The following is a 21,789-nucleotide window of genomic DNA, read 5'->3' as shown; positions in this document are numbered from 1 at the left end:
GCCTCAGATCCGATAGAAGGTGGCGTCGAGCTCGACCGAGGTCACCTGCTCGCGATAGCGGTCCCACTCGACGTGCTTGTTGCGCAGGAAGTACTCGAAGACCTGCTCGCCCAGGGTCTCGGCCATGAGCTCGGAGGACTCGAAGGTCTCGAGCGCCCGGAACAGGTCGGTCGGCAGCGGCTCGTAGCCGAGCGCGCGCCGCTCCCGGTCCGTCAGCTGCCAGACCGTGTCCTCCGCGCCCTCGGGCAGGTCGTACTCCCCGTCGATGCCGGCGAGACCCGCGGCCAGCAGCACCGCGAACGCGAGGTAGGGGTTGGCGGCCGAGTCGGCGCCGCGGAACTCGACGCGTGAGCTCGTGCCCTTGGTGGGCTTGTGGAACGGGACCCGCACGAGCGCCGAGCGGTTGTTGTGGCCCCAGCACACGTAGCTCGGCGCCTCCTGCGCGCCCCACAGGCGCTTGTAGGAGTTCACGAACTGGCTCGTGACCGCGCAGTACTCGGGGGCGTGGCGCAGCAGCCCCGCGATGAACTGGCGCCCGGTGCGGGAGAGGCCGTACTCGGCGCCGGGCTCGTGGAAGGCGTTGCGCCCGTTCTGGAACAGCGACAGGTGGGTGTGCATGCCCGAGCCCGGGTTGTCGATCATCGGCTTGGGCATGAAGGTCGCGACCTGGCCCATCGAGAGCGCGACCTCCTTGACCACGGTGCGGAAGGTCAGGATGTTGTCGGCGGTCGTGAGCGCGTCGGCGTAGCGCAGGTCGATCTCGTTCTGGCCCGGGCCGTTCTCGTGGTGGGAGTACTCGACCTGGATGTTCATGGCCTCGAGGTACTGGATCACCGTGCGCCGGAAGTCCTGTCCGCTCGCGCGGTGGACGTGGTCGAAGTAGCCGGCGCTGTCGACGGGGCGCAGCGGCTGCCCGGGCTCGTAGCCCCGCTCGAACAGGTAGAACTCGATCTCGGGATGGGTGAAGAACTCCAGGCCCTTGGCCTCGGCGCGCGCGATCGCGTCCTTGAGCACGCGGCGCGGGTCCGACGCGGCCGGCTGGCCGTCGGGGGTGAGCACGTCGCACATCATGCGGCCGGTCCCGGCCACCTCGCCGCGCCACGGGAGCAGCTCGAACGTCGCCGGGTCGGGACGCAGCAGCATGTCCGACTCGTACTCGCGGGTGAGGCCCTCGATCGCCGAGCCGTCGATGCCGATGCCCTCGGTGAAGGCGTTCTCGAGGTCCGACGGGGAGATCGCGATCGACTTGAGCGTGCCCAGCACGTCGCAGAACCACAGCCGCACGAAGCGGATGTCCCTCTCCTCGACCGTGCGGATGACGACGTCCTGGTGGCGTTCCATGGGACCAGTCTGCCGCAGCAGGCCCGCTCACGACGACGGGCCGCCCCTCCCGCAGGGGAGGGACGGCCCGTCGAGCGGGGCGGAGCCGATCAGAGCTGCGCCTCGAGGTACCACTTGCCGTCGTCGCCCTTGATGTTGGGGTAGGGCATGTCCTGGCCCTGGATCGACACCATGATGGTGCCGTCGCCGTTGTCGCGCGCCTCGAGCAGGTCGGGCGTGACCTGGGCGGCGAGCTCGGGCGAGATCTGGTCGACGTTCGGGTCGGAGCTCGCGCCCTCGGCGCACTGCTTGACCAGGTCGTCGGTCATCGGCTGCTTCGAGCCGGGCAGCACCACGAGGCGGCACGCGCCCTCGTAGTCCTTGTTGCCCACGGCCGTGTAGAAGTCGATCCAGTTCTGCTTCGCGGCGTTGAGGTCGTCCTCGGTGACGGGGGCGGCCGCCTCGCTCGTCGCGGGCGCGGCCGACTCGGTCTCGCTCTCGGTGGCGCTGGGCTCGGCCGACTCCGACTCGGTCGCGGACTCGCTCGCCGAGGTCGTCTCCGCGGCGGCCGAGGTGGTCTCGTCGGCCGTCACGGTGCCGCCGCCACCGCAGGCGGCGAGCGAGATCGCGATGGCGGTGCCGCCGAGGCCGAGAACGGCGGCACTGCGGATCGAACGGATCGTGGTGATCATGGTGGTTCTCCCTCGAGGCGTGTGGTCCCCGTCATACGACGGCATGGGGGATGATGTCACGTATTCCGGCCTCGCACCAACCAGGAGAGCCCTCATGAACGCCCCCACCGATCCGTCCCGCCCCGCCCGCGTGCGCATCCGCCACCTCCAGGACGCCAAGGACACGGGCCGCCGCTTCGCGATGCTGACCTCGTACGACCAGTTCTCCGCGAGGATCTTCGAGAGCGCCGGCATCGACGTGCTGCTGGTCGGGGACTCCGTGGGCACGACGGTCCTCGGCTACGACTCCACGGTGCACACGACCCACCAGGACATGCTCACGTTCACGGGCGCGGTCGCGCGCTCGGTGACCCGTCCGCTCGTGGTCGCGGACCTCGCCTTCGGCTCCTACCAGACCTCCGTCGCGGACGCCGTCACCCACGGCGTCGAGCTCATGCGGGCGGGGGCCCACGCCGTCAAGCTCGAGGGCGGCCACGCGATCACCGACCGGGTGCGCGCGCTCGTCGACGCGGGGATCCCCGTCATGGGACATCTCGGCTTCACCCCGCAGTCGGTCCATGCGCTCGGCGGCCACCGGGTCCAGGGCCGCGACCACGCCTCGGCCGACCGGCTCGCCGACGAGGCCCTCGCGCTGCAGGAGGCGGGCGCGTTTGCGGTCGTGCTCGAGCTGGTCCCGGCCGCGGTGGCCGAGCGGGTCACGGAGATCCTGCAGATCCCCACGATCGGGATCGGCGCGGGGCCCGCGTGCGACGGCCAGGTCCTCGTGTGGCAGGACATGGCGGGCCTGTCGGACTTCCGCGGGGCCTTCGTGCGGCGCTTCGCCGAGATCGGCGACGACCTCCGGCGTGCGGCCACGGCCTACCGGGAGAACGTCGAGGGCCGCCGCTACCCGGGCGCCGAGCACTCCTTCGAGTGACGCCTCAGCCCTGCTCGCCCTTCCAGGCGGCGTCCTCGTCGTCCCACGACTCGTTGCGCTGCGCGGCGATCTGAAGGGCCCGCGCGGCCTCCTCGCGCGTCGCGTAGGGGCCCATGAGCTCGTTGCTCGGCGACTGCGGCCCCTCCTCGACCTGCTTCGTCTCGAGGTTGAAGTAGTAGTCCATGGCCGTCCTCCTGGATCGGGTGCACGCGGCCGGTCGTATGCCGGACCGGCCGCGATGAGACGATGAGACACTGGTGGCCATGACTGTAGAGCACGGCGCATCGCACGAGCCATGGCTGCGTCCCGCGGGACGCGCCCTCATCACTCCCGGCACCCTCTCCCCGATCCGGTCGGTCCCCGCCTCGATCGAGCGGCCGGAGTACGTCGGCAAGGACGAGGCCGCCTCGGACGACGTGGGCCCCTTCGTGCAGAGCGCCTCGGTCATCGAGCGGGTGCGCGAGGCGTCCCAGATCGCGGCCCTCGCGCTGCAGGCGGCCGGCGAGGCCGCGGAGCCGGGCGTGACGACCGACCGGATCGACGAGATCGTGCACGACGTGCTGGTCTCCCACGGCGCCTACCCCTCCACGCTCGGCTACCTCGGCTACCCCAAGTCGTGCTGCACGAGCCTGAACGAAGTGATCTGCCACGGGATCCCCGACTCCACCGTGATGGAGGAGGGCGACATCCTCAACGTCGACGTCACCGCGTTCATCCACGGCGTGCACGGCGACACCAACGCGACCTTCCCGGTCGGCGAGGTCGACCCGCATGCGGCGGACCTCATCGAGCGCACCGAGGAGGCCATGTGGCGCGGCATCCGCGCGGCCAAGCCCGGGCGGCAGGTCAACGTCATCGGGCGCGTGGTCGAGAAGTACGTGGGCCGTTTCGGCTACGAGTCGGTGCGCGACTACACCGGCCACGGCGTCGCCGAGGGCTTCCACAACGGCCTCGTGATCCCCCACTACGACTCCGCGCCCCTGTTCGACGACATCGTCGAGCCGAACATGACGCTCACGGTCGAGCCCATGGTCACGCTCGGCTCGCAGGCGTGGGAGCAGTGGGACGACGGGTGGACGGTCGTGACCGCCGACCGCTCGTTCACGGCCCAGTTCGAGCACACCTTCCTGATCACCGACGGCGGGTACGAGACCCTCACCGTCGTCTGATCGACGAACCGGCGCCGCACGAGGCGGCGCCATCTGGAACACTGACAGGCACGTCCCTCACCGTGCGGCTACGGAGCCGCCGACTCCCTCAGGAGAAGCCATGAGCAAAGCAGCGTTCGGCATCGACATCGGCGGCAGCGGCATCAAGGGCGCCCCGGTCGACCTCAAGAAGGGCGAGCTGTCCGCGGACCGCCTGCGGATCCCGACCCCGCAGCCCTCGACCCCGGAGGCCGTGGCCGACACGGTCGCCGAGCTGCTCGACGCCTTCACGATCGACGACGACCTGCCCGTGGGCGTCACCTTCCCCGCGGTCATCCAGCACGGCGTGGCGATGACGGCCGCGAACGTCGACAAGTCGTGGATCGGCACCGACGTTGACTCCCTGCTCACCGAGCGCACGGGCCACGACGTGTTCGTGGTCAACGACGCCGACGCCGCCGGCATCGCCGAGATGGAGTTCGGCGCCGGCCACAAGGTCAAGGGCGTCGTGCTCATGACGACGCTCGGCACCGGCGTGGGCACCGCGCTCTTCAACGACGGCGAGCTCGTGCCCAACACCGAGCTGGGCCACATCCCCTTCGACGGCGAGGCCGAGGACTGGGAGAAGCACGTCGCGGACTCGGCGCGCACGCGCGACGAGCTGGACTGGGAGGCATGGGCCGAGCGCCTGCAGGGCTACTACTCGGTGCTCGAGCTCCTGTTCAGCCCCGACCTCATCATCGTCGGCGGAGGGGTCTCCAAGAAGCACAAGCACTTCCTGCCGCTGCTGGACCTGCGGGCCCCGATCGTGCCGGCCCAGACCCGCAACGAGGCCGGGATCATCGGCGCCGCGGCCCTTGCGCGCGCCGCGCACAAGAAGGCCAAGAAGCACGCGAGCTGAGCGGGCCGGGGCGCGTCCGCGCACGGCACGCACCCCGGGGGGCGGACCAGCCGGCCTGTAAGCCGGGTTCTGTGATCGGCAGTCATCCATCTCGGATCGCCGTCGCCGACGATCTCCAGCGGTCCACCCGGGGACTCGGGCCGGCGCCCTCGGACATCCCCTGTCTGACCTTGCTCCCGGTGGGGTTTGCCGTGCCGGTCGTGTCACCACGACCGCGGTGGTCTCTTACACCACCCTTTCACCCTTACCGGGCCCCGCAGGCGGGGCTCGGCGGTCTGCTCTCTGTGGCACTGTCCCGCGGATCGCTCCGGGTGGGCGTTACCCACCACCGTGCCGGATGGAGCCCGGACTTTCCTCGGCCCCGACGCTCATGCCTCGGGGACGCGACTGCCCGGCCGACTGGTCCGCCCGGGAGTCTACGCCGGCCCTCCCGCTGTCTCGCGCTGACGTGCGGAAGCTCTCGGCGCCGCGCCGAGTGCTCGCCCTCTCGCCCTGGGAGGATGGCCGGGTGCTCCTGCTGCTCCCCCCGTCCGAGACCAAGACCCGCCCCGACGAGCACGCCCCCGTGCTCGACCTCGAGGCGCTCGCCCACCCGCAGCTGACGTCGGCCCGGCGCACGGTGCTGCGCGCGGTCGCCCGCACCACCGCGGGACGCGGCGCGGCCGAGCATCTGGGGGTACCTCCGTCCGCACCGGAGCTCGTGGACCGGATGGCGCGGATCGAGGCCGAGCCGGCCGGCCCCGCCCTCGGCGTTTACTCCGGGGTGCTGTACGACCAGCTCGACCCCTCCGCGGCGGTCCCCCGGGACCGCCGCGTCCTGGTCGCGAGCGCCCTGCTGGGCCTCGTCGACGCCGCGCACGATCGGATCCCCGCCTACCGCCTCTCGGCGTCCTCGCGTCTGCACCGGCTGGGCACGGCGGGACCCTGGTGGTCCGCGCAGCTGCGCCCGCTGCGCTTGGCCCTGCTCGAGCGCGAGGCCGACGACGCCTCGCCGCTCGTGATCGACGCCCGCTCGGGCGCCTACCGGTCCATGCTGCCGCTGCGCACGGGCCACGGCGTGCGCGTGCTCGCCGTCTCCCCCGTCCAGCAGCGCGGGGAGACGCGCACGGTCATCTCGCACGACGCGAAGCGGTATCGGGGCCTCGTCACGCGCGAGCTGCTCGCCACCGCGGAGCCGCCCGCCGACGCCGACGCCCTCGTCGACCTGCTGCGCCCGCGCCTGGCCTCGCTGAGCGGCGCCGGAGGCCGCGGCCTGCGCGTCGAGCTCGACGGGGACCGGCTCGTCATCGTCGATCCCGTGGAGTGAGCGGCCGCGGGCCCGGGCCCGTCGTCCTCTCAGCGCACGGCGTCGAGCACGGCGCGCACCGCGGCCGCCGTCGCCTCGAGATCCCCGCGCGCGTCGACGACGTGCAGGCCGGGACGCTGCGCGCGCACCGCCGTGAGGGACTCGAGCAGGCGGGGCGCGTCGTCCGGGCCGACGAGCCGCGCGTTGACCCGCTGCTCGGGACGCTCGGGGCGCCGGGCCCGGGCGTCGAGCCGGGCGCGCAGCGTGGCCTCGTCGACGTCGAGCAGGATCTCGACCCAGCTCGCGTCCGCGGCGGCGGCCACGGACGCGAGCTGGTCGAGGAAGGCGGGGCGGGCGACGTACTGGCCCACGAGGACGTCACGACCGCTCGCAAGCTGTGCCGCGGCCAGGGCGAGGGCGAGCTCCCGCGCGTGCAGGCCCGCGCGGTCGAGCTCCTCGTCCCACCGACCCAGCGCATGCTTGAGCTGGTCGACGTCGAGCGCGAGGGCGAGCGGGGCGTCCTCGGCCAGATGGCGCGCCAGGGTGGACTTGCCCGCGCCGGGCGGCCCGTTCAGCAGCACGAGCCGCGCCCTTCTCATCCGACCCTGCCCGACCAGGGATCGGTCGACGCCTCGCTCACGTGGACCGCGAGCTCGGGGAGCACGTCGGCGAGGAGCTCGCGCGCGAGCGGGAGCCACAGCGCCTCGGAGGCGCTGTGGGCGACGTCGATCAGGGCGGGCACGGCGTCGGCGTCGGCGGCCGACTCGACGTGCTCGAGCGCCGGGTGATGACGCAGGTCGGAGGTCACGTAGACGTCGGCGCCGCTCGCGGCCGCGTCGGCGAGGCACGAGTCCCCCGCGCCGGGACAGACCGCGACCCGGTGCACGGGGCGCTCGGCGTCGCCGGTCCAGCGCACCCCCTGGGCGGTCGCGGGCACGGTCGCGGCGATCCGGGTCGCGAGCTCGCGCACCGTGGTGACGGCCGGCAGGGAGCCGACGGCGCCGAGCCCCACGAGACGCGAGCCGTGAGCGGCCACGGTCTCCTCGCGGGCCGAGGGCCCGGCGGCCAGCGGGCCGACGTCGTGCAGGTCGAGGGCGCGGATCCACGCGCCGACGGTGCCGAGGCTCGAGCGGTCGACGTTCGTGTGCCCGCACCACAGCGCCGTCCCGGAGCGGATCAGCCCGGTGACCGCGGCGCCCTTGCCGGTCGTCGTGGGCAGAGCGCTCGCGCCGCGCAGCAGGAGCGGATGGTGGGTCACGAGCAGGTCGTGCCCGGCGGCCTCGCGGACGACGTCGAGCGTCGGGTCGACCGCGAGCAGGACGCTGCGCACGGGCGCGGCGGGGTCACCGACGACGAGGCCGACCCGGTCCCAGTCCTCGGCCCATGCGAGCGGGTACGTCTGCTCGAGCACCCCGACGACGTCGCCGAGGGTGCGCGGCGAGGCGTCCGCCACGGCGCTCAGGCCCCGCGCCGGTCGATCGCGGCCTGGGCCTCGACGAGCGCGGCCCGGTAGGCCTTCCAAGCCATCAGCACGCACTTGACGCGGCCGGGGAACTTCGAGGCACCGAGCAGCGCGACGCCGTCGCCGATCAGCTCCTCGTCGCCCGGGTCCTTGCCGCGCGAGGCCATCGACAGCTCGAAGCTGTCGGCGATCTCGTTGGCGTGGTGCACGCTCTGCTCGCGGAGCAGGTCGGCCAGGATCGAGGCGGAGGCCCTGGACATCGCGCAGCCCTGGGCGTCATAGCTGACGTCCTGGATCGTCGCGGTCTCGTCGGAGCCCGTCAGGTGCAGGCGCAGCGTGATCTCGTCTCCGCACGTGGGGTTGACGTGATGGACCTCGGAGTCGAAGGGCTCGCGCAGCCCGGCGTGCTGGGGCCGCTTGTCGTGCTCGAAGATGATCTCGGTGTAGAGGGAGTTCAGGTGGGTGCTGGTCATGGTGGGTACCGCTGTCACTCGAATCGCTGGAAGAAGTCGACGACCTGGCCCATGCCCTCGATCAGGGCGTCGACCTCGGCCTCGGTGGTGTAGACGGAGAAGCTCGCCCGGGTCGAGCCGGGGATCCCGTAGCGCCGGTGCAGGGGCCATGCGCAGTGGTGGCCCACGCGCACCTCGATGCCCTGGGCGTCGAGCACCTGCCCCACGTCGTGAGGGTGGCGACCGGCGAGCGTGAAGGCGACCGCTCCGAAGCGGTCGGGCGCGGCGTCGCGGCCGATGATGCGCACGCCGTCGATGCCCTGCAGCCCGGCGACCGCACGATGAGTGAGCACCTGCTCGTGCGCGGCGACCGCCTCCATGCCGAGGGCGTCGAGGTAGTCGCACGCGGCGGCGAGGCCCACGGCCTGGGAGACCATGGGGGTCCCGGCCTCGAAGCGGGCGGGCGGCTCGGCGTAGGTCGAGCCCTCCATGTGGACCATCTCGATCATGGAGCCGCCCGTGAGGAACGGCGGCATCTGGGCGAGCAGCTCGTAGCGGCCCCACAGCACGCCGATGCCGGTGGGACCGAGCATCTTGTGCCCGGAGAACGCCGCGAAGTCCACGTCGAGGGCGGCGACGTCCACGGGCATGTGCGGCACGCTCTGACATGCGTCGAGGACGACGAGGGCGCCGACGCTGCGGGCCTTGGCCACGAGCAGGTCGACGGGGTTGATGGTCCCGACGACGTTGGACTGGTGGGTCAGGGCGAACACCTTGGTGCGCTCGGTCAGGAGCGCGTCGAGGTCGGTCAGGTCGAGCCGGAAGTCGTCGCCGAGCGGGATCCAGCGCAACGTCGCGCCCGTGCGGCGCGCGAGCTCCTGCCACGGGACGAGGTTGGCGTGGTGCTCCATTTCGGTCACCAGGATCTCGTCGCCCTCGCCGACCACGAGGCCCTCGGGCACGCCGGGGCCGCCGTTGCCGAGGGAGTAGGCGACGAGGTTGAGGGCCTCGGTCGCGTTCTTGGTGAACACGATCTCGTCCGGGCGCGGGGCGCCCACGAAGGCGGCGACGCGCTCGCGGGCGCTCTCGTAGGCCTCGGTCGCGGCCTCCGCGAGCTGGTGGGCGCCGCGTTTGACGGCGGCGTTGCCGGTGCGCAGGAACGCGGCCTCGGCCTCGATCACCTGCTCGGGTCGCTGGCTCGTGGCGCCGGAGTCGAGGTAGACGAGGGGGCGCTCGTCGGCGAGGGTCCGCCGCAGGATCGGGAAGTCCTCGCGGATCCTCTCGACGTTCAGCGCGGAAGGGGTGCCGGTCATGCCGAGTGGGCCTCCTGGGCAGGGGTGCGGTCGGTGGCGACGAGGGGCTGGCGCGGGCGCGCCGCGGCGGGTCCCGGGGCTCGTCGGGAGGGCTCCTCGCCCCGCCTGGCCAGTATAGGAACGCCCCGGCCTGGGATACCGTGACGGGAGCCTCATCGGGCGTGAACGAGAGCTGCTGTCCGCTGTCGGCGGACGGGCCGGGCGCGAGGGCCTTCCTCGAGCGGCGGGCCGGGCGGCGTCCGTGCCGGGGCACCGCCCCGACCCCCCGAGGAGCCCGCCGTGCAGTCCTGGATGCGGATCCAGTTCTTCCTGTTCTTCTTCAGCTGGACCACGTTCGTGTCCTACTGGGCGCCGATCTTCACCGATCGGGGCTTCGACGCGAACCAGATCGGCCTGTCGATCACCGTCTCCCTCGTGACCCGCGCCCTCGCCGTCGTCACCCTCTTCCCGCTCGTCAACCGGGTGGTCCCGATGGGGCGGATCACGCGAGTGCTGCCATGGCTGTGCCTCGTGGTGGCCGTGTGCTTCGTGCCGCGCACGTCGTTCACGGGGCTGATGGCCGTCTCCGCGGTCTTCGGGGTGCTGTACCCGACCGCGATGCCGGTGCTCGAGACGACCGCCTCGCTCGGGGCGCAGCGCCGGGTGCTGGCGTACGGGCCCACGCGCATGTGGGGATCGATCGGCTTCATCGCGGGCGCCGCCGTGGACGGCGCGGTGTCCTCGTGGCTCGGCATCGGGGCGCTGCTCTGGGTGTTCATCCTGGCGCTGCTCGCGATGGCGTGCGCGGCGCTGCTCCCGATCGGCGACGAGGTCGTCGCGGCCCAGCGCTCGGGCTCGCTCGGCGCCTGGGGGCCGCTGCTGACCCACCGCGTGTTCATGCTCGCGCTGCTGGCCTCCGTGCTCGTGCAGAGCTCGCACGCCGCCTACTACGCCTTCGGCACGCTCCGCCTGGACCGCCTCGGCGCCCCGGCGGCGCTGATCGCGGTCTTCCTCATGCTCGCTCCCCTCGCCGAGCTGATCGTCTTCCGCCTCACCGGCGCGGTCGCGGAGCGCTGGTCGCTCGCCGCGCTCATGGGGACGGCCGTGGCCGGCTCGGTCGTGCGCTGGGCGGTGTGGACCCTCTCGCCCTCGGTGCCGGTGCTGCTCGGCATGCAGGCGCTGCACGGGCTGACCTTCGGCATGATGCAGGTCGCCTTCGTGCAGACCCTGCGCCGGCACATCGACCCGACGCTCGTCGCGCCCGCGCAGGGGCTCTACGCGGCGCTCGGCACGGGCGGCGGGACGGCCGTCATGACGGCGGTCGCGGGGCACTGGTTCGATCTCTCCCCCGCCCTCGCCTTCGGGGCCATGGCGGTGTGCGCGGCGCTCGCCGCACCCCTCGTCCTGGCGCTCGGACGGGGCGAGAGGGTCGTGACGCGCCCGATGTGAAGCATCTCGCAGAAGATGCACAGAATCGACACAGAATGCCCCTGAACTGCGCCACTGCGGGGTCGTTCACCTCCCGTTCACCTGGGCGTCATGAGGGGGTCAGACCCCCATCCGACCAGGACATTCAGGGGGTTCTACGCGCGTCGAAGCGGGCCTACTCTGACAGGGACGCGGAGCAACCGCGCCCACCTCTTCCAGGAGACCAAGTGCTCACCTCAACTCTCGTGATCGTGGCCATCGTGATCATCACGGCCCTGGCCTTCGACTTCACCAATGGGTTCCACGACAGCGCCAATGCGATGGCGACGTCGGTCGCCACGGGCGCACTGAAGCCCCGGGTCGCCGTCGCCCTCGCGGCCGTGCTCAACGTCGCCGGTGCGTTCATGTCCACCGAGGTCGCCAAGACCATCTCCTCGGGCATCGTCGACGACACCCTCATCACGCCGATCATGGTGTTCGCCGGTCTCACGGGCGCGATCCTGTGGAACCTGCTCACCTGGCTGCTGGGCATGCCGTCGAGCTCGTCCCACGCCCTGTTCGGCGGCCTGATCGGCGCCGTGCTCGTCTCGGCGGGCGTCGCGGGCGTCCACTTCGGCGTCATCATCTCCAAGATCCTCCTGCCCGCCCTCGCCGCTCCTCTCGTCGCCGGCATCGCCGCCGCGATCGCCACCCGCCTGGCCTACCGGATCACGCCGGACGCCGAGGGCAAGTCCTCGGGCATCTTCCGCCACGGCCAGACCATCTCCGCCTCGATGGTCGCGCTCGCCCACGGCACCTCCGACGGCCAGAAGACCATGGGCGTCATCACCCTCGTCCTCGTCGCCGGCGGCTTCCAGGCCAGCGGCACGGCTCCGCAGCTGTGGGTCATCCTGTGCGCCGGCCTCGCGATCGGCCTGGGCACCTACTCGGGCGGCTGGCGCATCATGCGCACGCTCGGCAAGGGCCTCGTCGACATCAAGGCCCCCCAGGGCTTCGCGGCCGAGACCTCGACGACCGCCGCGATCCTCGCCTCGAGCCACCTCGGCTTCGGCCTCTCGACCACGCACGTGGCCTCCGGCGCGATCATGGGCTCCGGGGTCGGGCGCAACGCCGCCGAGGTCCGCTGGGGCGTGGCCGGCCGCATGGCGATCACCTGGCTCGTGACCCTCCCGGCCGCCGCCGCGGTGGGCGCCGTCGCCGCCGCGATCACGCTGCTCGGCCCGATCGGCGTCGGCATCGTCCTGGCCCTGCTGGTCGTAGGCGTCGTGGCCGTGCTCGTGGTCGCCAACCGCCACAAGGTCACGGCCGACAACGTGCACGAGACCCACGAGGTCCCCGTCACGTCGTCCACCTCCGCCCCGACCCCCACCCACGCCTGATCCGCGACCGGTTCTCAGGAGCTCTCATGCACATCGATTTCGCCGCCCTCGGCCTCGTGGCCGTCGTCACCCTCGTCTCCGCGGTCGTCCTCGTTTCCGTCGTCTCGATCGGGGCCCGGCTGCTCGAGGCCGGCCCCTCGGGGGCCGTGAGCACCTCCCGCCGCATGGGCGGGTGGAGCATGTTCGCCCTCGCGGGTCTGGCCGTGCTGTTCGGCCTGTACCTCGTGATCCCCTACTTCCACGGCGGCTGACGACCCCGTCATCCTCCGTCCCGAACCCGGTCCTGCCCGTGCGGCAGCGGCCGGGTTCGTCGTCTCCGGCGCCCGACGCGTGGTGGCCCCGACCGCCCGGCGGCGCCGCGTGCCCGGTGGCGCTGCCCGCGGGCGGCCTGACAGGATCGGGGCATGTCCTCCGGAGCGTCCACGCTGTTCCTCGTCCTCGTCGGTCTCGCCCTGCTCGCGAGCCTGGTCGTGGTGCTCGTGCGCACGGCCGGACGCACCTCACGGCGGGACACGCGCGATGAGCCGGCCGCCCAGACCTGGAGTGCGGCGGTGCCCTGGCTGGTGGGTCTCGTGATCCTGCTGGTGGTCCTGGTCGGGCTGTACTGGCTGAGGACCTGAGCCGGGCAGGCCGATCGTCCCGGGCGCCTGCCCGGGACGATGCCACGATGAGCCCATGACCTCGCTCAACGACGTCCTTCCCGTCGACCGCACCGCACTGCTGACCACGCTCGGGCCCGACGGGCCACGCACCCGGCCGGTCGCGGTGCAGCCCGACCCGCTCGACGAGCCCGGCGTCGCCGCGGTGCTCACCCTCGCCCAGGCGCGCAAGGCCGCGGACGTGCGCGAGCGGCCCGCGGTGACCCTCGCCGGCGCGACGCCCGACGGCTTCTACGCGATCGAGGCGGATGCCGAGGTGGTCGAGGACCCTGCTCTCGTGGCCCGGGCGATGGCGCACTTCGTGGGCGGCGACGTACCGGAGGGCGGCGCGGGCGCGTCCGCGCACGAGGGCCCGGCGACCGTGCTCCTCCGGCTGCGACCGCGCGCCGCGAAGCGCTGGGTGGTGCACTCTCCTCGCCCCTTCGACAGCGACGTCGAGGACCTCGAGGTCTGAGCGCCCCCGCGGCGAGCTACCGGGCTCGCTGTGCCCGACGCGCGAGCAGGACACGTGCCACGAGCACGACCAGCGCGACGACGATGGCGATCTCGACGCCGTGCAGCGCGGGGCCGGTGAACACGGTCCATGACTCCGCGGCGGCCGTCTGCGCCAGGTCGCGGGGCAGTCCCAGCATCGCCCTCGAGGCGAGCGCGTGCTGCAGTCCGGCGAGGGCCGAGGGCAGCACCCACAGCAGCACGAGACTCGCGATCACGGCCGTGACCCGCACCGCTCCCACCATGCCGCACTAGGCGATCGCGATCCCGACGAGGACGGGCGCGAGCAGAGGCTGGACGCCGAGGGCGAGGGCGTCCTGGCCGACGATCGCGGCGACGAGGGTCGATGCCCACCAGGTGACGGTCAGAGCGCCCAGCGTGAGGCCGAGGAGCGCCCCGGGGGCCGGGGCGAGCGCGATGAGCACCGAGGCCAGCAGCCCGATGAGCATCGCCAGGAGCACGATCCCGGTGATCCCGACGAGGTAGATGCGCGAGTCGGTGCCCTGCCGTAGACCGCCCTGGACCACGGCGACGGTCTGGGCGAGTGCGATCAGCTGGACGAGCAGCATGCCGCCGATCACCTGAAGGGCGCTGCGCCGATCTCGCCGGGCCACGAGCCTTCGTGCCGCGAGACCGGCGAGCGCCGCGCCGAAGCCCAGGAGCGAGACGAGCATGGCCACGTAGTACTGGTTGAAGGGCAGCAGGACGCGCGGCATGTGCCGATCATCGTGTCGTCGGCCCACAGGTTCTGCAGCGGCAGCTCCATGCCGCCCAGGAGCCACGGCAGCAGGCCCACGACGGCGCAGCCGATGCCGAGCAGGGCCTCTGCGACCCGTGTGCCTCGTCCAACCGTCGATCGCGTCTGTGCCGTCACGGCAGCGACCCTACTGCCCGTCGGCGATCACCCCGAGGTTGTCGGTGGCGCGCAGGGCATCGATCAGCCACGTCGTGAGGACCGGGGCCTCGGCCGAGGCCGGTCCCCACACGAGGCCGAGCTCGCGGATGCGGACGCCCGCGCAGGCGAGCGCGGCGGCCGAGCGGGTGATGGCGCGCAGGGCCATCAGCTCCTCCCACCGCGGCGACGCGGGGTCGGCGGGAAAGGGCCCCTGCCAGAGCACGTCGGGCGACCAGAGCGCACCGGCGTCCGTCCACCGACGCCTCAGGAGCCCGAGTAGGGCGAGACCCAGCCGATCCTCCTCCTCGGCGAGGAGCGGCCCGCATGCGCGTGTCACGTCGATCCATGTGCTGAACGCTTCGTCCAGGCAGTCTCCCGGTGCCCCGCCATGCCGCGCCGCCGCGAGCACCAGGTCGGCGCCGTGAGCCGTGACATGGATCCACCCGACGTCGGGCGTCCACCCCGGCGGCCGACCACGAGCGATCACGGCCCACGCGGCTAGCAGACGCTGCAGAGGATCGGCCAGGTCCTCGGCCCTCAGGCGTGGACACTCCCGGGCGGCATCGAGATGGAGGATCGAGGCAGCGGCGATCAGACGGAAGGAGACGTTGACAGCATCATCGTCGAGTTCCGCTGTGACCCGCTCCCACGCCTCGAGGGTTCGTGAGCCGTCCGCGTCGTCCAGGACGTCTCGTTCCAGTCGGTCCACGGCAGCCTCCCGGACACGCTCATCCGAGGACCGGATGTCGTCGTCGAACATCGACGTTCTCCTCACTCGTGCTCCTCCACGCCTCAGCTCCGCTCCCGCGGGCCGAGGAGATCAGCACCGTCGACGTTGACGAGAAGATCGGCGCTGATCGGCGCGCCTTCCCGGATCACCGAGTAGTCGCCGTGCGGCTCGAGGATGATGCACTGGGCGTCGGCGGGCTGTGCGATCCCCGCCCGCCGCATGGCCGAGCTCAGGTCCGCCGGCGATGTGTGGGTGCGCCGACACGCAGCGGGGACCGGGCGCCCGTGTGCGAAGACGACGACGGGCCGGCCGCTGATGAGCCGTCGGGACGCCCACGTCCGCTCCACGGCGCCGAACACGGCCTCCATCCCCATCAGGGTGGCGAGTCCGATCACGCCGGCCGCGACCGTGGGCGGGTGCCCGAGGATGGCGCGCCCGGCGACGGCGCCGAGCATGATGACGACGAGCGTGTCGAAACCGCTCGTGACCGTGAGCACGCGCGACCCGAAGATCCGGACGAGGATCAGGAACACCACGTAGATGATCACGGCCGAGAGCATCACGACGGGGATGCGGTACAGCTCGATCCCCAGGTGCGTGACCAGGTACTCTCCCCATCCCTCCGGGGGCTGCATATCGATCTCCCCTCGCCGCGCACGCTCACCTGGAAGTGAACGATAGACCTCCCGCCCGCTCAGGCGACGAGCGGCTCCGGCTCCGCGGCCGGAGGCGCCGCGGGGGCGGCTCGGAAGACGCCCGCCCCGTGCCGCACGCGGAAGTAGACCAGGCACAGGGCGGTGAAGGGCAGCCCGAACCACGGCGCCGCGCTCTGGGCCGGGTCGAGCGCGACCCCCACGAGGGAGAGCCCCGGCAGCACGAGCGCGACGATCGGCACGACGGGGAACAGCGGGGACCGGTAGGCGAGGTCCTCGATCCGGCCGCCCTCGCGGACGAAGCGGCGGCGGAAGGCGATCTGCGAGGCGACGATCACAATCCACACCGCGACGACCGCGAAGCCCGCGATCGAGACGAGGGCGAGGAACAGACTGCCGGGCGCGATCACGCTCGACAGGAGCGAGGCGAGGCCGAAGAGGATCGAGACGCTCAGGGCGACGAGGGGGATCCCGCGGCGCGTGGTGCGGGCGAGCACCTGAGGGGCCTGCCCCTCCGCGGCGAGCGAGTGCAGCATGCGGGCACACGAGAACAGCCCGGAGTTGCCGGCCGAGAGCAGCGCCGTGATGATCACGACGTTCATGATGTCTCCGGCCGCCGGGAGACCCACGAGGTCGAAGACGGTGACGAACGGGCTCTCGTTCGTGCTGGCGGTGTCGAAGGGCACGATCGCGGCGATCACGGCGATCGCGCCGACGAAGAAGATGGTCAGGCGCAGCACGGCCGTGCGCACGGCTCGCGGGATCGCGCGCTGCGGGTCCTTCGCCTCCCCCGCCCAAGGACGGGTTTCCACGTCCATTTGCGAACTGTGTTGCGTGCAGCTCGTAGTTCTTGGGGATGCCGTAGGTACTGGTGAGGTGGGCACGCCAGGAGAGGACGTTGCTGAGGGCCTGGCGCCAGTGGTCGAATGCAACGGTGACCCAGCTGTAGGTGGCGAAGCCCGTGTGCTCGGTGCCAGAGTCATCGACATAGATGAAGCGTGGCGGTCGAGCAGGAGTGTTCACGCTGACACCCTATGGGGAGCGAGACGCCGGCGGGCGGCGGATACCGGCGTCGATATCGCCGTGCAGGCCTACTGCAAGATCAAGAGCCGCTGAGCTCACCGCGGCGAGGGCTAGCGGAGGGTCCGTCGCTCGGCTGTATGCGGCCGGGTCGGAGGCCGGCGCTCTGGGCCTCCGGTCGGCCAGACGCGCGGACGATCTCCTGCCCCATCGCCTTCGCATCCTCGCCGGTCAGCACCCTGTGCAGACCGGAGAACCCTTCGGGTGTGGCCATGGCTTCTGCTCCATTCGATCAGTTGTGCTCGAGGTCAGATCGGTGCGATCAGGGAAGGATCGGAGCGGTCAAGGCCGCGGACGCTGTTGACCTGCCGATCTACGGGGCGGGTGACGAGCTGCCCCGCGATCGTGGACGAGGAGTCCTCGAGCTGCGCGAGCAGCGGCGCCTTCTGGTCGGCCTCGAGCTTCCCGGGGGAGAGCCACTCCTCGATCGCGTCCTCGGTCAGGAAGGTCGGCATCCGGTCGTGGACCTCGCCGCCGGCATCCCGCGCGTCGCGCGTGATCACCGTGAAGGACACGTCCCATACGTCGCCCTCGGCCTTCCAGGCGGCCGTGAGACCGGCGGCGTGCAGCAGCTCCCCGTCAGGGTGGTGGATGAAGTACGGATCCTTGCCGCCGTCGGCAGCCTCGACCCACTCGTAGTAGCCGGTCATCGGGATCACGGCCCGGGAGCTCGAGAACGCGCCGCGGAACATGCCGTTGCTGCTCACGGTCTCCAGGCGTGCGTTGATCGGCCGAGGGCCCGTGTCCTTCGCCCAGGACGGGTGCAGTCCCCAGCGGGCGAGCTCGAGGGTGCGGTGCTTCGCTCCGTCGTCGTCGACGAACTCGCGCACCACGGGAGCCTTCGTGCGCGGTGCGATGCTGTAGGTCGGCTCCCACTGAGCTGCTCGGTCATCGCTCGTGGCGACGTACGAGTGCAGCAGCCCGTCGCCGTCGAACGCCAGCGTGAATCGTCCGCACATGGTGAGTCCCTCCTCGAGCCTGGGCCCAGTGTGGTGCACAGGACGGCGTGTTCCCAAGGGCCCGCCCGTGACAGGGGATCCTCCGTGCTCTACGATGGGGGTATCGCCTCACCATTGCGGTGGTGTTGGAAGTAAGCCTCAGGAGATCCTGCCGGACGACAGGGCCTGGGGCTTGCGTCATGTCTGGGGTCGCTCATCGATCTCGGTGATGTGGATCCGTTCCTCGATCTCTTCGAGCCAACGCCCCTCCCCGGTGCGTGAGGACGTCAGAGCGCCGCAGAGTGCGTCAGGGATTCAGAGCAGGGGTTCCTCGGGGCCTGGCTTGTGGTTGAGTCGGAGCCCACCTGACTGATGCTTCGCACGCATCGTGTCCAATAGATCGCGATCTCGCTTGTCGTCGGCGGGGCCTCGCGATTCGAGCATGAGCCAGTTGCACCCGTAGTCTTCGACACTGGTCAGGAACGGTTCCATGCACTTCCTTCGTCTGCGCTCCGGTACCTCGTCAGAGCTTCCCCGGCGCACGACAATCACACCTTCGATGGGCATCTGCGAGATCGTCGCGATGACGGCGTCGTGCTGCTTGTTGGAGTCGTCGCGCCAGTGAGCCTTCCTGGCACCTGGGCGCTTGAGCACCCGGGCCATCTCTCGCACGTCTTCGACATGCTCCGGGTCGATGACCGCGGCGGCCAGGATGTAGGCATCGGGATCCAGTCGTCGATCAGACCCCGATTCGTCCCCGAAGGCGAGGAAGCCGTCGAACGCTGGCGGCTGAGTCATGCTCATGACGAGGCCTCCTTCTTCGTCTCGTGTTGTGGGAGGCAGATGTACCCCACCGCTTCAGGAGGTCTCGTCGGCGAGGTCCTCGAGGGCGTCGTGGGCGGCGTGTTCGCGCAGGTGGTCGGCGGTGTAGGGGATGGTGAAGCGGACTTTGCCGTGACCGGCGGGCTCGATGATGCCGTCGCGGATGAGGCGGCGACGGTACTCGCCGGCGTACTGGGCGGTGACGCCCATGCGCTTGGCGATCTCTCCGGTGCGGGACGGCCGGTCATCTTGGGCCATGGCGAGTAGGTAGGTGCGATCGACGTCGGACAGTGGGCGCAGAGCTGTGGCGTGGACGAGTCGGCCGAGTCGACGGCGGGCGGCAGTGATTCCGGCGTCGACGGCGGCGGCGTCGACGGGTCCGGTCGGCGCTGCGTTCTTGAGGGTGTAGTAGCCGACGAGCTGGATCATGAAGGGGTAGCCGGCGGCGGCGTCGGCGGCGCGGTCGAGTGCGTGCACGTCGATCTCGCGGTGACCGTCGGCGATGGTCTGGGCGAGAGCGGTGCGGACGTCGGGGCGGGAGACGGGGCCGATGGTGTGGTGCTCGGCGCGGCGGAGGAACGTCGCGCCGGGGTGGTCGAGCAGTTCCTCGATCGGGGTGGAGAGCCCGGCGCCGGCGAAGGCGAGCATGCGGTCCTCGCGGCGGGCGTACTGGAGGATCTCGCCGAGCTTGTGGAGCTCCTCGAGGGCAGCGGATTGGATCTCGTCGACGGTGATGACGAGGCCGCGGCCGCTGGGGCGCAGGGCGTCGGTGAGCTCGGCGATCTGGGAGCGGAGGGTGGACTCGGCGGGGTAGCGCTCGTCCCACCCGCCGCCAGCACCGACGGGTCCCGGGGAGACGCTGCCGCTGGTGAGCTTCGTACGAGGCTGCTCGGCGTGCACTTGGAGGAGACGGGGGAGGTGGTCGCGGCTGAGCCGGTCCAGGAGCCCGTCGCTCGAGGCGTCGCTGATGACGAGCCAGCCTGCCGATCGTGCAGCGCGGGCGTAGGCGTCCAGCAGCACGGTCTTGCCCATGCCTCGCTGGCCGGAGAGGAGCACCGTCAGCCCGGTGAGGTCCAGGAGGCCGTCGAAGGTGTCCTCGAACTCGTCGAGCAGAGCATCGCGGCCGACGAGGACGTGCGGGTACGTGCCGAACGATGGGCGGAACAAGTTCGAAGACATGTAAAAAGTATAAAGGATCGCCCCCAAATAAGAACAGATCACAACCGGGTGGGTACGCTCCAGGCGACTCCATGAACGGCTCTGCGCACTTCAGGTGGGGGTGGTGGGGTCGGGGCCGCCTGCGATGAGGAGCATGCGGAGGCGGTAGTTGTCGTAGTTTGTGAAGCCGCGGGCGATGCGGCGGACGAGTTCGATGAGTCCGTTCACTGCCTCGGTGCCGTCGTTGGATGAGCGGTCTGTCGCCCGGTAGGCCAGGAACGCGCCACGCCACTGCTTCAGGTTGCGGCCGAGCCGCGCCATTTCGGGGATCGGGCAGTCTGGGAACGAATCAAGAACTCGCTCGGCAAGCGTTTGCCCCTCGGCTAGGTCGGGGTGCCGGTAGGCGTCGCGGAGGGCGCAGCCGCCCAAAGCGATGAGCATCCTTCCGCGCGCCACCGAGAGTGGTTCTAATGGCTCTCGACGCACCGGCCCTCACGCTCGGGCTGAGATGGTGTGTCAGCCGATGGTGGTGCCGAAGAGTGTGCCGACGAGGTAGGTCGCGGTCAGGGCGATGGCGCCGCCGATGACGGTGCGCGTGACCGCGCGCCAGGGTCTGGCCCCGCCGATCCATGCGGCGACGTATCCCGTGATGGCGAGGGCGAGGAGGACGGCGATGAAGGTGAAGACGATGTTCGCCGGGTGCGGGATCAGGAGGATGGTGGCGAGCGGGAGCAGTGCTCCGATGGTGAACGCGATTGCGGAGGCGAAGGCGGCGTGCCAGGGGCTGACGACATCGTCGGGGTCGATGTTCAGCTCCATCGAGAGGTGCGCTCGGAGGGCGTCGTGCTCGGTGAGCTCCGTGGCGACGCGGGCGGCGGTCTCCGGCGTCAGGCCGCGGGCCTGGTAGAGGCCGGTCAGCTCGGCCAGTTCCGCGTCGGGGTCGTCGGTGAGCTCGCCGCGCTCTTTCTCGATGAGCGCCTTCTCCGAGTCGGACTGGCTGGACACCGACACGTACTCGCCGAGCGCCATCGAGACGGCCCCGCCGACGAGGGCGGCCGCGCCGGCGAGGAAGACGGGCGCGACCGTGGCGGTCGTACCGGCGACGCCGACCACGACCGCGGCGGTGGAGACGATCCCGTCGTTCGCGCCGAGGACACCCGCACGAAGCCAGTTCAACCGCTGGGTGAGACCGGGGCGATGCGGTTCGTTCGGGTGCGTTCCGGCGGGCACTGTCATACCCCCTAGACTACCCGGGCGTTACCGGTGCCTATCGGGGCGTTACCGAGGTGCGCGGCGAGCGTGACTGTTCGCCCGTGGATTGATCCTGACCCCGCAGCAGGGTGCTGGTAGGGCCGCGGAGGGCGCGAAGGGCGTAGAGGATGGTGGTCAGATCGACCAGCTCCTGGGTGAGCGCTCCAGCAACGGCGGGAATGATCCCGGTGGTGGCGACGAGCATGAGCCCCACACTCAGGCCGATGCCGATCCAGATCGCGGTCAACGCGACCCGGACGGTCCGCCGGCCGATCGCGACGGCGTCGGCGACCGGGGCGAGGGAGTCGACGAGGATCACGATGTCGGCGGCGTCTCCTGCGGCGGTGGCGCCTTTGGCGCCCATCGCGATGCCGATGTCAGCGGCGGCGAGGACGGGCGCGTCATTCACACCATCGCCGACCATCATCATCGGACGAGGCCGTAACTCAGCGGCGAGCTGGACTTTCTGCGCCGGGAGCAGTTCGGCGTGGACGTCGTCGATGCCGACCTGGCCTGCGATCGCCGCGGCGGTCGGTTCGACGTCGCCGGTGAGCATCGCGATCCGCTCGACACCGTTCGCCCTCGGCCAGGAGACCACGGCCGCGGCCTCGGGGCGTTTGTCGTCGGCGAGGTCACCGGCACCGTCCCGCAGCTGTTCACCACCGACCAGGTGCGCGAAGCGGACGCGGTGATCACGATGGGCTGCGGCGATGTCTGCCCGGTCTTCCCCGGCAAACGTTACGAGGACTGGGACCTGACCGGCCCTGCCGGCAAGAGCCTTGCCGAGGTGCGCCCCATCCGTGACGACATCAAACAGCGCGTCACCGCGTTCGTGG

The 21,789-nt window shown here is 71.3% G+C and carries 26 protein-coding genes, 1 other RNA gene and 1 pseudogene; 9 read left to right on the top strand and 19 right to left on the bottom strand.

Annotation, left to right across the window (positions count from 1 at the left end):
- Positions 1 to 3: 3 nt before the first annotated feature.
- Positions 4 to 1,341, bottom strand: coding sequence for a glutamine synthetase family protein (locus tag BRM3_RS11685; protein ID WP_263593478.1), 1,338 nt, complete (start codon positions 1,339 to 1,341; stop codon positions 4 to 6).
- 89 nt (positions 1,342 to 1,430) lie between these two features.
- Positions 1,431 to 2,012 carry a hypothetical protein gene (locus tag BRM3_RS11680; protein WP_263593477.1) on the bottom strand — a complete coding sequence of 194 codons (582 nt, stop codon included), beginning with the start codon at positions 2,010 to 2,012 and terminating at the stop codon, positions 1,431 to 1,433.
- A 94-nt stretch (positions 2,013 to 2,106) separates the two neighbouring features.
- On the opposite strand from BRM3_RS11680, the gene panB reads away from it, so the two are divergent.
- The gene (panB, locus tag BRM3_RS11675) at positions 2,107 to 2,928 is read left to right on the top strand and encodes a 3-methyl-2-oxobutanoate hydroxymethyltransferase (RefSeq protein WP_263593476.1); all 822 of its coding nucleotides are present in this window, start codon (positions 2,107 to 2,109) and stop codon (positions 2,926 to 2,928) included.
- 4 nt (positions 2,929 to 2,932) lie between these two features.
- Here panB and BRM3_RS11670 read toward each other — a convergent pair whose 3' ends face one another.
- Positions 2,933 to 3,112, bottom strand: a complete 180-nt coding sequence (locus BRM3_RS11670) for an SPOR domain-containing protein (RefSeq protein WP_263593475.1) — start codon at positions 3,110 to 3,112, stop codon at positions 2,933 to 2,935.
- Between the two features lie 79 nt (positions 3,113 to 3,191).
- On the opposite strand from BRM3_RS11670, the gene map reads away from it, so the two are divergent.
- Together map and ppgK are read left to right on the top strand one after the other, a co-directional pair.
- The gene (map, locus tag BRM3_RS11665) at positions 3,192 to 4,097 is read left to right on the top strand and encodes a type I methionyl aminopeptidase (RefSeq protein ID WP_263593474.1); all 906 of its coding nucleotides are present in this window, start codon (positions 3,192 to 3,194) and stop codon (positions 4,095 to 4,097) included.
- A gap of 100 nt (positions 4,098 to 4,197) precedes the next feature.
- Positions 4,198 to 4,977: a polyphosphate--glucose phosphotransferase gene (gene ppgK / locus BRM3_RS11660; protein WP_263593473.1), complete on the top strand. Its 780-nt coding sequence runs from the start codon at positions 4,198 to 4,200 to the stop codon at positions 4,975 to 4,977.
- A 42-nt stretch (positions 4,978 to 5,019) separates the two neighbouring features.
- On the opposite strand, the gene rnpB is transcribed toward ppgK, so the two are convergent.
- Positions 5,020 to 5,380, bottom strand: an RNA gene (gene rnpB / locus BRM3_RS11655) — RNase P RNA component class A.
- Positions 5,381 to 5,485: 105 nt separating this feature from the next.
- On the opposite strand from rnpB, the gene yaaA reads away from it, so the two are divergent.
- Positions 5,486 to 6,283 (top strand): peroxide stress protein YaaA, encoded by a 798-nt coding sequence (gene yaaA, locus BRM3_RS11650; RefSeq protein ID WP_263593472.1) that lies wholly within the window; start codon positions 5,486 to 5,488, stop codon positions 6,281 to 6,283.
- A gap of 29 nt (positions 6,284 to 6,312) precedes the next feature.
- Here the strand turns inward: yaaA and BRM3_RS11645 are convergent, their stop codons facing one another.
- Genes BRM3_RS11645 through BRM3_RS11630 form a run of 4 tightly spaced genes read right to left on the bottom strand, consistent with a single transcriptional unit; the run spans position 6,313 to position 9,489 of the window.
- Entirely contained in the window at positions 6,313 to 6,861 is a 549-nt protein-coding gene (locus tag BRM3_RS11645) for an AAA family ATPase (protein ID WP_263593471.1), read from the bottom strand.
- Positions 6,858 to 7,715, bottom strand: coding sequence for a Nif3-like dinuclear metal center hexameric protein (locus BRM3_RS11640; RefSeq protein WP_263593470.1), 858 nt, complete (start codon positions 7,713 to 7,715; stop codon positions 6,858 to 6,860). The genes BRM3_RS11645 and BRM3_RS11640 overlap by 4 nt, the downstream gene beginning before the upstream one ends.
- A 5-nt stretch (positions 7,716 to 7,720) precedes the next feature.
- Positions 7,721 to 8,197 (bottom strand): Fe-S cluster assembly sulfur transfer protein SufU, encoded by a 477-nt coding sequence (gene sufU, locus BRM3_RS11635; protein ID WP_263593469.1) that lies wholly within the window; start codon positions 8,195 to 8,197, stop codon positions 7,721 to 7,723.
- Between the two features lie 14 nt (positions 8,198 to 8,211).
- Positions 8,212 to 9,489 carry an aminotransferase class V-fold PLP-dependent enzyme gene (locus BRM3_RS11630; protein WP_263593468.1) on the bottom strand — a complete coding sequence of 426 codons (1,278 nt, stop codon included), beginning with the start codon at positions 9,487 to 9,489 and terminating at the stop codon, positions 8,212 to 8,214.
- 279 nt (positions 9,490 to 9,768) lie between these two features.
- Here BRM3_RS11630 and BRM3_RS11625 point away from each other — a divergent pair, with 279 nt between their 5' ends.
- The 5 genes from BRM3_RS11625 (at position 9,769) to BRM3_RS11605 (ending at position 13,388) form a co-directional block, all read left to right on the top strand.
- Positions 9,769 to 10,917 (top strand): MFS transporter, encoded by a 1,149-nt coding sequence (locus BRM3_RS11625; RefSeq protein WP_263593467.1) that lies wholly within the window; start codon positions 9,769 to 9,771, stop codon positions 10,915 to 10,917.
- A gap of 206 nt (positions 10,918 to 11,123) precedes the next feature.
- Positions 11,124 to 12,275, top strand: a complete 1,152-nt coding sequence (locus BRM3_RS11620; RefSeq protein ID WP_263593466.1) for an inorganic phosphate transporter — start codon at positions 11,124 to 11,126, stop codon at positions 12,273 to 12,275.
- A 26-nt stretch (positions 12,276 to 12,301) separates the two neighbouring features.
- Entirely contained in the window at positions 12,302 to 12,526 is a 225-nt protein-coding gene (locus tag BRM3_RS11615) for a hypothetical protein (protein WP_263593465.1), read from the top strand.
- A 153-nt stretch (positions 12,527 to 12,679) separates the two neighbouring features.
- Complete coding sequence (locus tag BRM3_RS11610) at positions 12,680 to 12,895, top strand: hypothetical protein (RefSeq protein ID WP_263593464.1); 216 nt, start codon at positions 12,680 to 12,682, stop codon at positions 12,893 to 12,895.
- Between the two features lie 55 nt (positions 12,896 to 12,950).
- Positions 12,951 to 13,388: a pyridoxamine 5'-phosphate oxidase family protein gene (locus BRM3_RS11605; RefSeq protein ID WP_263593463.1), complete on the top strand. Its 438-nt coding sequence runs from the start codon at positions 12,951 to 12,953 to the stop codon at positions 13,386 to 13,388.
- Between the two features lie 16 nt (positions 13,389 to 13,404).
- On the opposite strand, the gene BRM3_RS11600 is transcribed toward BRM3_RS11605, so the two are convergent.
- The 11 genes and pseudogenes from BRM3_RS11600 to BRM3_RS11550 all read right to left on the bottom strand — a co-directional run bounded on the left by BRM3_RS11600 (position 13,405) and on the right by BRM3_RS11550 (position 21,770).
- Complete coding sequence (locus BRM3_RS11600; RefSeq protein ID WP_263593462.1) at positions 13,405 to 13,671, bottom strand: hypothetical protein; 267 nt, start codon at positions 13,669 to 13,671, stop codon at positions 13,405 to 13,407.
- 6 nt (positions 13,672 to 13,677) lie between these two features.
- A complete protein-coding gene (locus tag BRM3_RS11595; RefSeq protein ID WP_263593461.1) occupies positions 13,678 to 14,142 on the bottom strand; it encodes a hypothetical protein in 465 nt (154 codons plus the stop codon).
- Positions 14,143 to 14,310: 168 nt separating this feature from the next.
- Positions 14,311 to 15,081: a DUF2785 domain-containing protein gene (locus BRM3_RS11590; RefSeq protein WP_263593460.1), complete on the bottom strand. Its 771-nt coding sequence runs from the start codon at positions 15,079 to 15,081 to the stop codon at positions 14,311 to 14,313.
- 32 nt (positions 15,082 to 15,113) lie between these two features.
- Complete coding sequence (locus tag BRM3_RS11585) at positions 15,114 to 15,686, bottom strand: DUF421 domain-containing protein (protein WP_263593459.1); 573 nt, start codon at positions 15,684 to 15,686, stop codon at positions 15,114 to 15,116.
- Positions 15,687 to 15,745: 59 nt separating this feature from the next.
- Positions 15,746 to 16,522 (bottom strand): amino acid permease, encoded by a 777-nt coding sequence (locus BRM3_RS11580; protein WP_318152407.1) that lies wholly within the window; start codon positions 16,520 to 16,522, stop codon positions 15,746 to 15,748.
- 510 nt (positions 16,523 to 17,032) lie between these two features.
- A complete protein-coding gene (locus BRM3_RS11575; RefSeq protein WP_263593458.1) occupies positions 17,033 to 17,743 on the bottom strand; it encodes an SOS response-associated peptidase in 711 nt (236 codons plus the stop codon).
- Positions 17,744 to 18,037: 294 nt separating this feature from the next.
- Positions 18,038 to 18,526 carry a hypothetical protein gene (locus tag BRM3_RS11570; protein WP_263593457.1) on the bottom strand — a complete coding sequence of 163 codons (489 nt, stop codon included), beginning with the start codon at positions 18,524 to 18,526 and terminating at the stop codon, positions 18,038 to 18,040.
- Positions 18,527 to 18,580: 54 nt separating this feature from the next.
- Entirely contained in the window at positions 18,581 to 19,723 is a 1,143-nt protein-coding gene (locus BRM3_RS11565) for an ATP-binding protein (protein WP_263593456.1), read from the bottom strand.
- Positions 19,724 to 19,813: 90 nt separating this feature from the next.
- A pseudogene (locus BRM3_RS11560) lies at positions 19,814 to 20,116 on the bottom strand (transposase); the annotation flags it as partial.
- 102 nt (positions 20,117 to 20,218) lie between these two features.
- The gene (locus BRM3_RS11555) at positions 20,219 to 20,938 is read right to left on the bottom strand and encodes a VIT1/CCC1 transporter family protein (protein ID WP_263593455.1); all 720 of its coding nucleotides are present in this window, start codon (positions 20,936 to 20,938) and stop codon (positions 20,219 to 20,221) included.
- 31 nt (positions 20,939 to 20,969) lie between these two features.
- Positions 20,970 to 21,770, bottom strand: a complete 801-nt coding sequence (locus tag BRM3_RS11550; protein WP_396127042.1) for an HAD-IC family P-type ATPase — start codon at positions 21,768 to 21,770, stop codon at positions 20,970 to 20,972.
- Positions 21,771 to 21,789: the final 19 nt, after the last annotated feature.

This window comes from Brachybacterium huguangmaarense (assembly GCF_025725725.1).
GTDB lineage: Bacteria > Actinomycetota > Actinomycetes > Actinomycetales > Dermabacteraceae > Brachybacterium > Brachybacterium huguangmaarense.
Note: the sequence above shows the minus strand (reverse complement) of the source record. Positions and strands in the feature narration are given on the sequence as shown.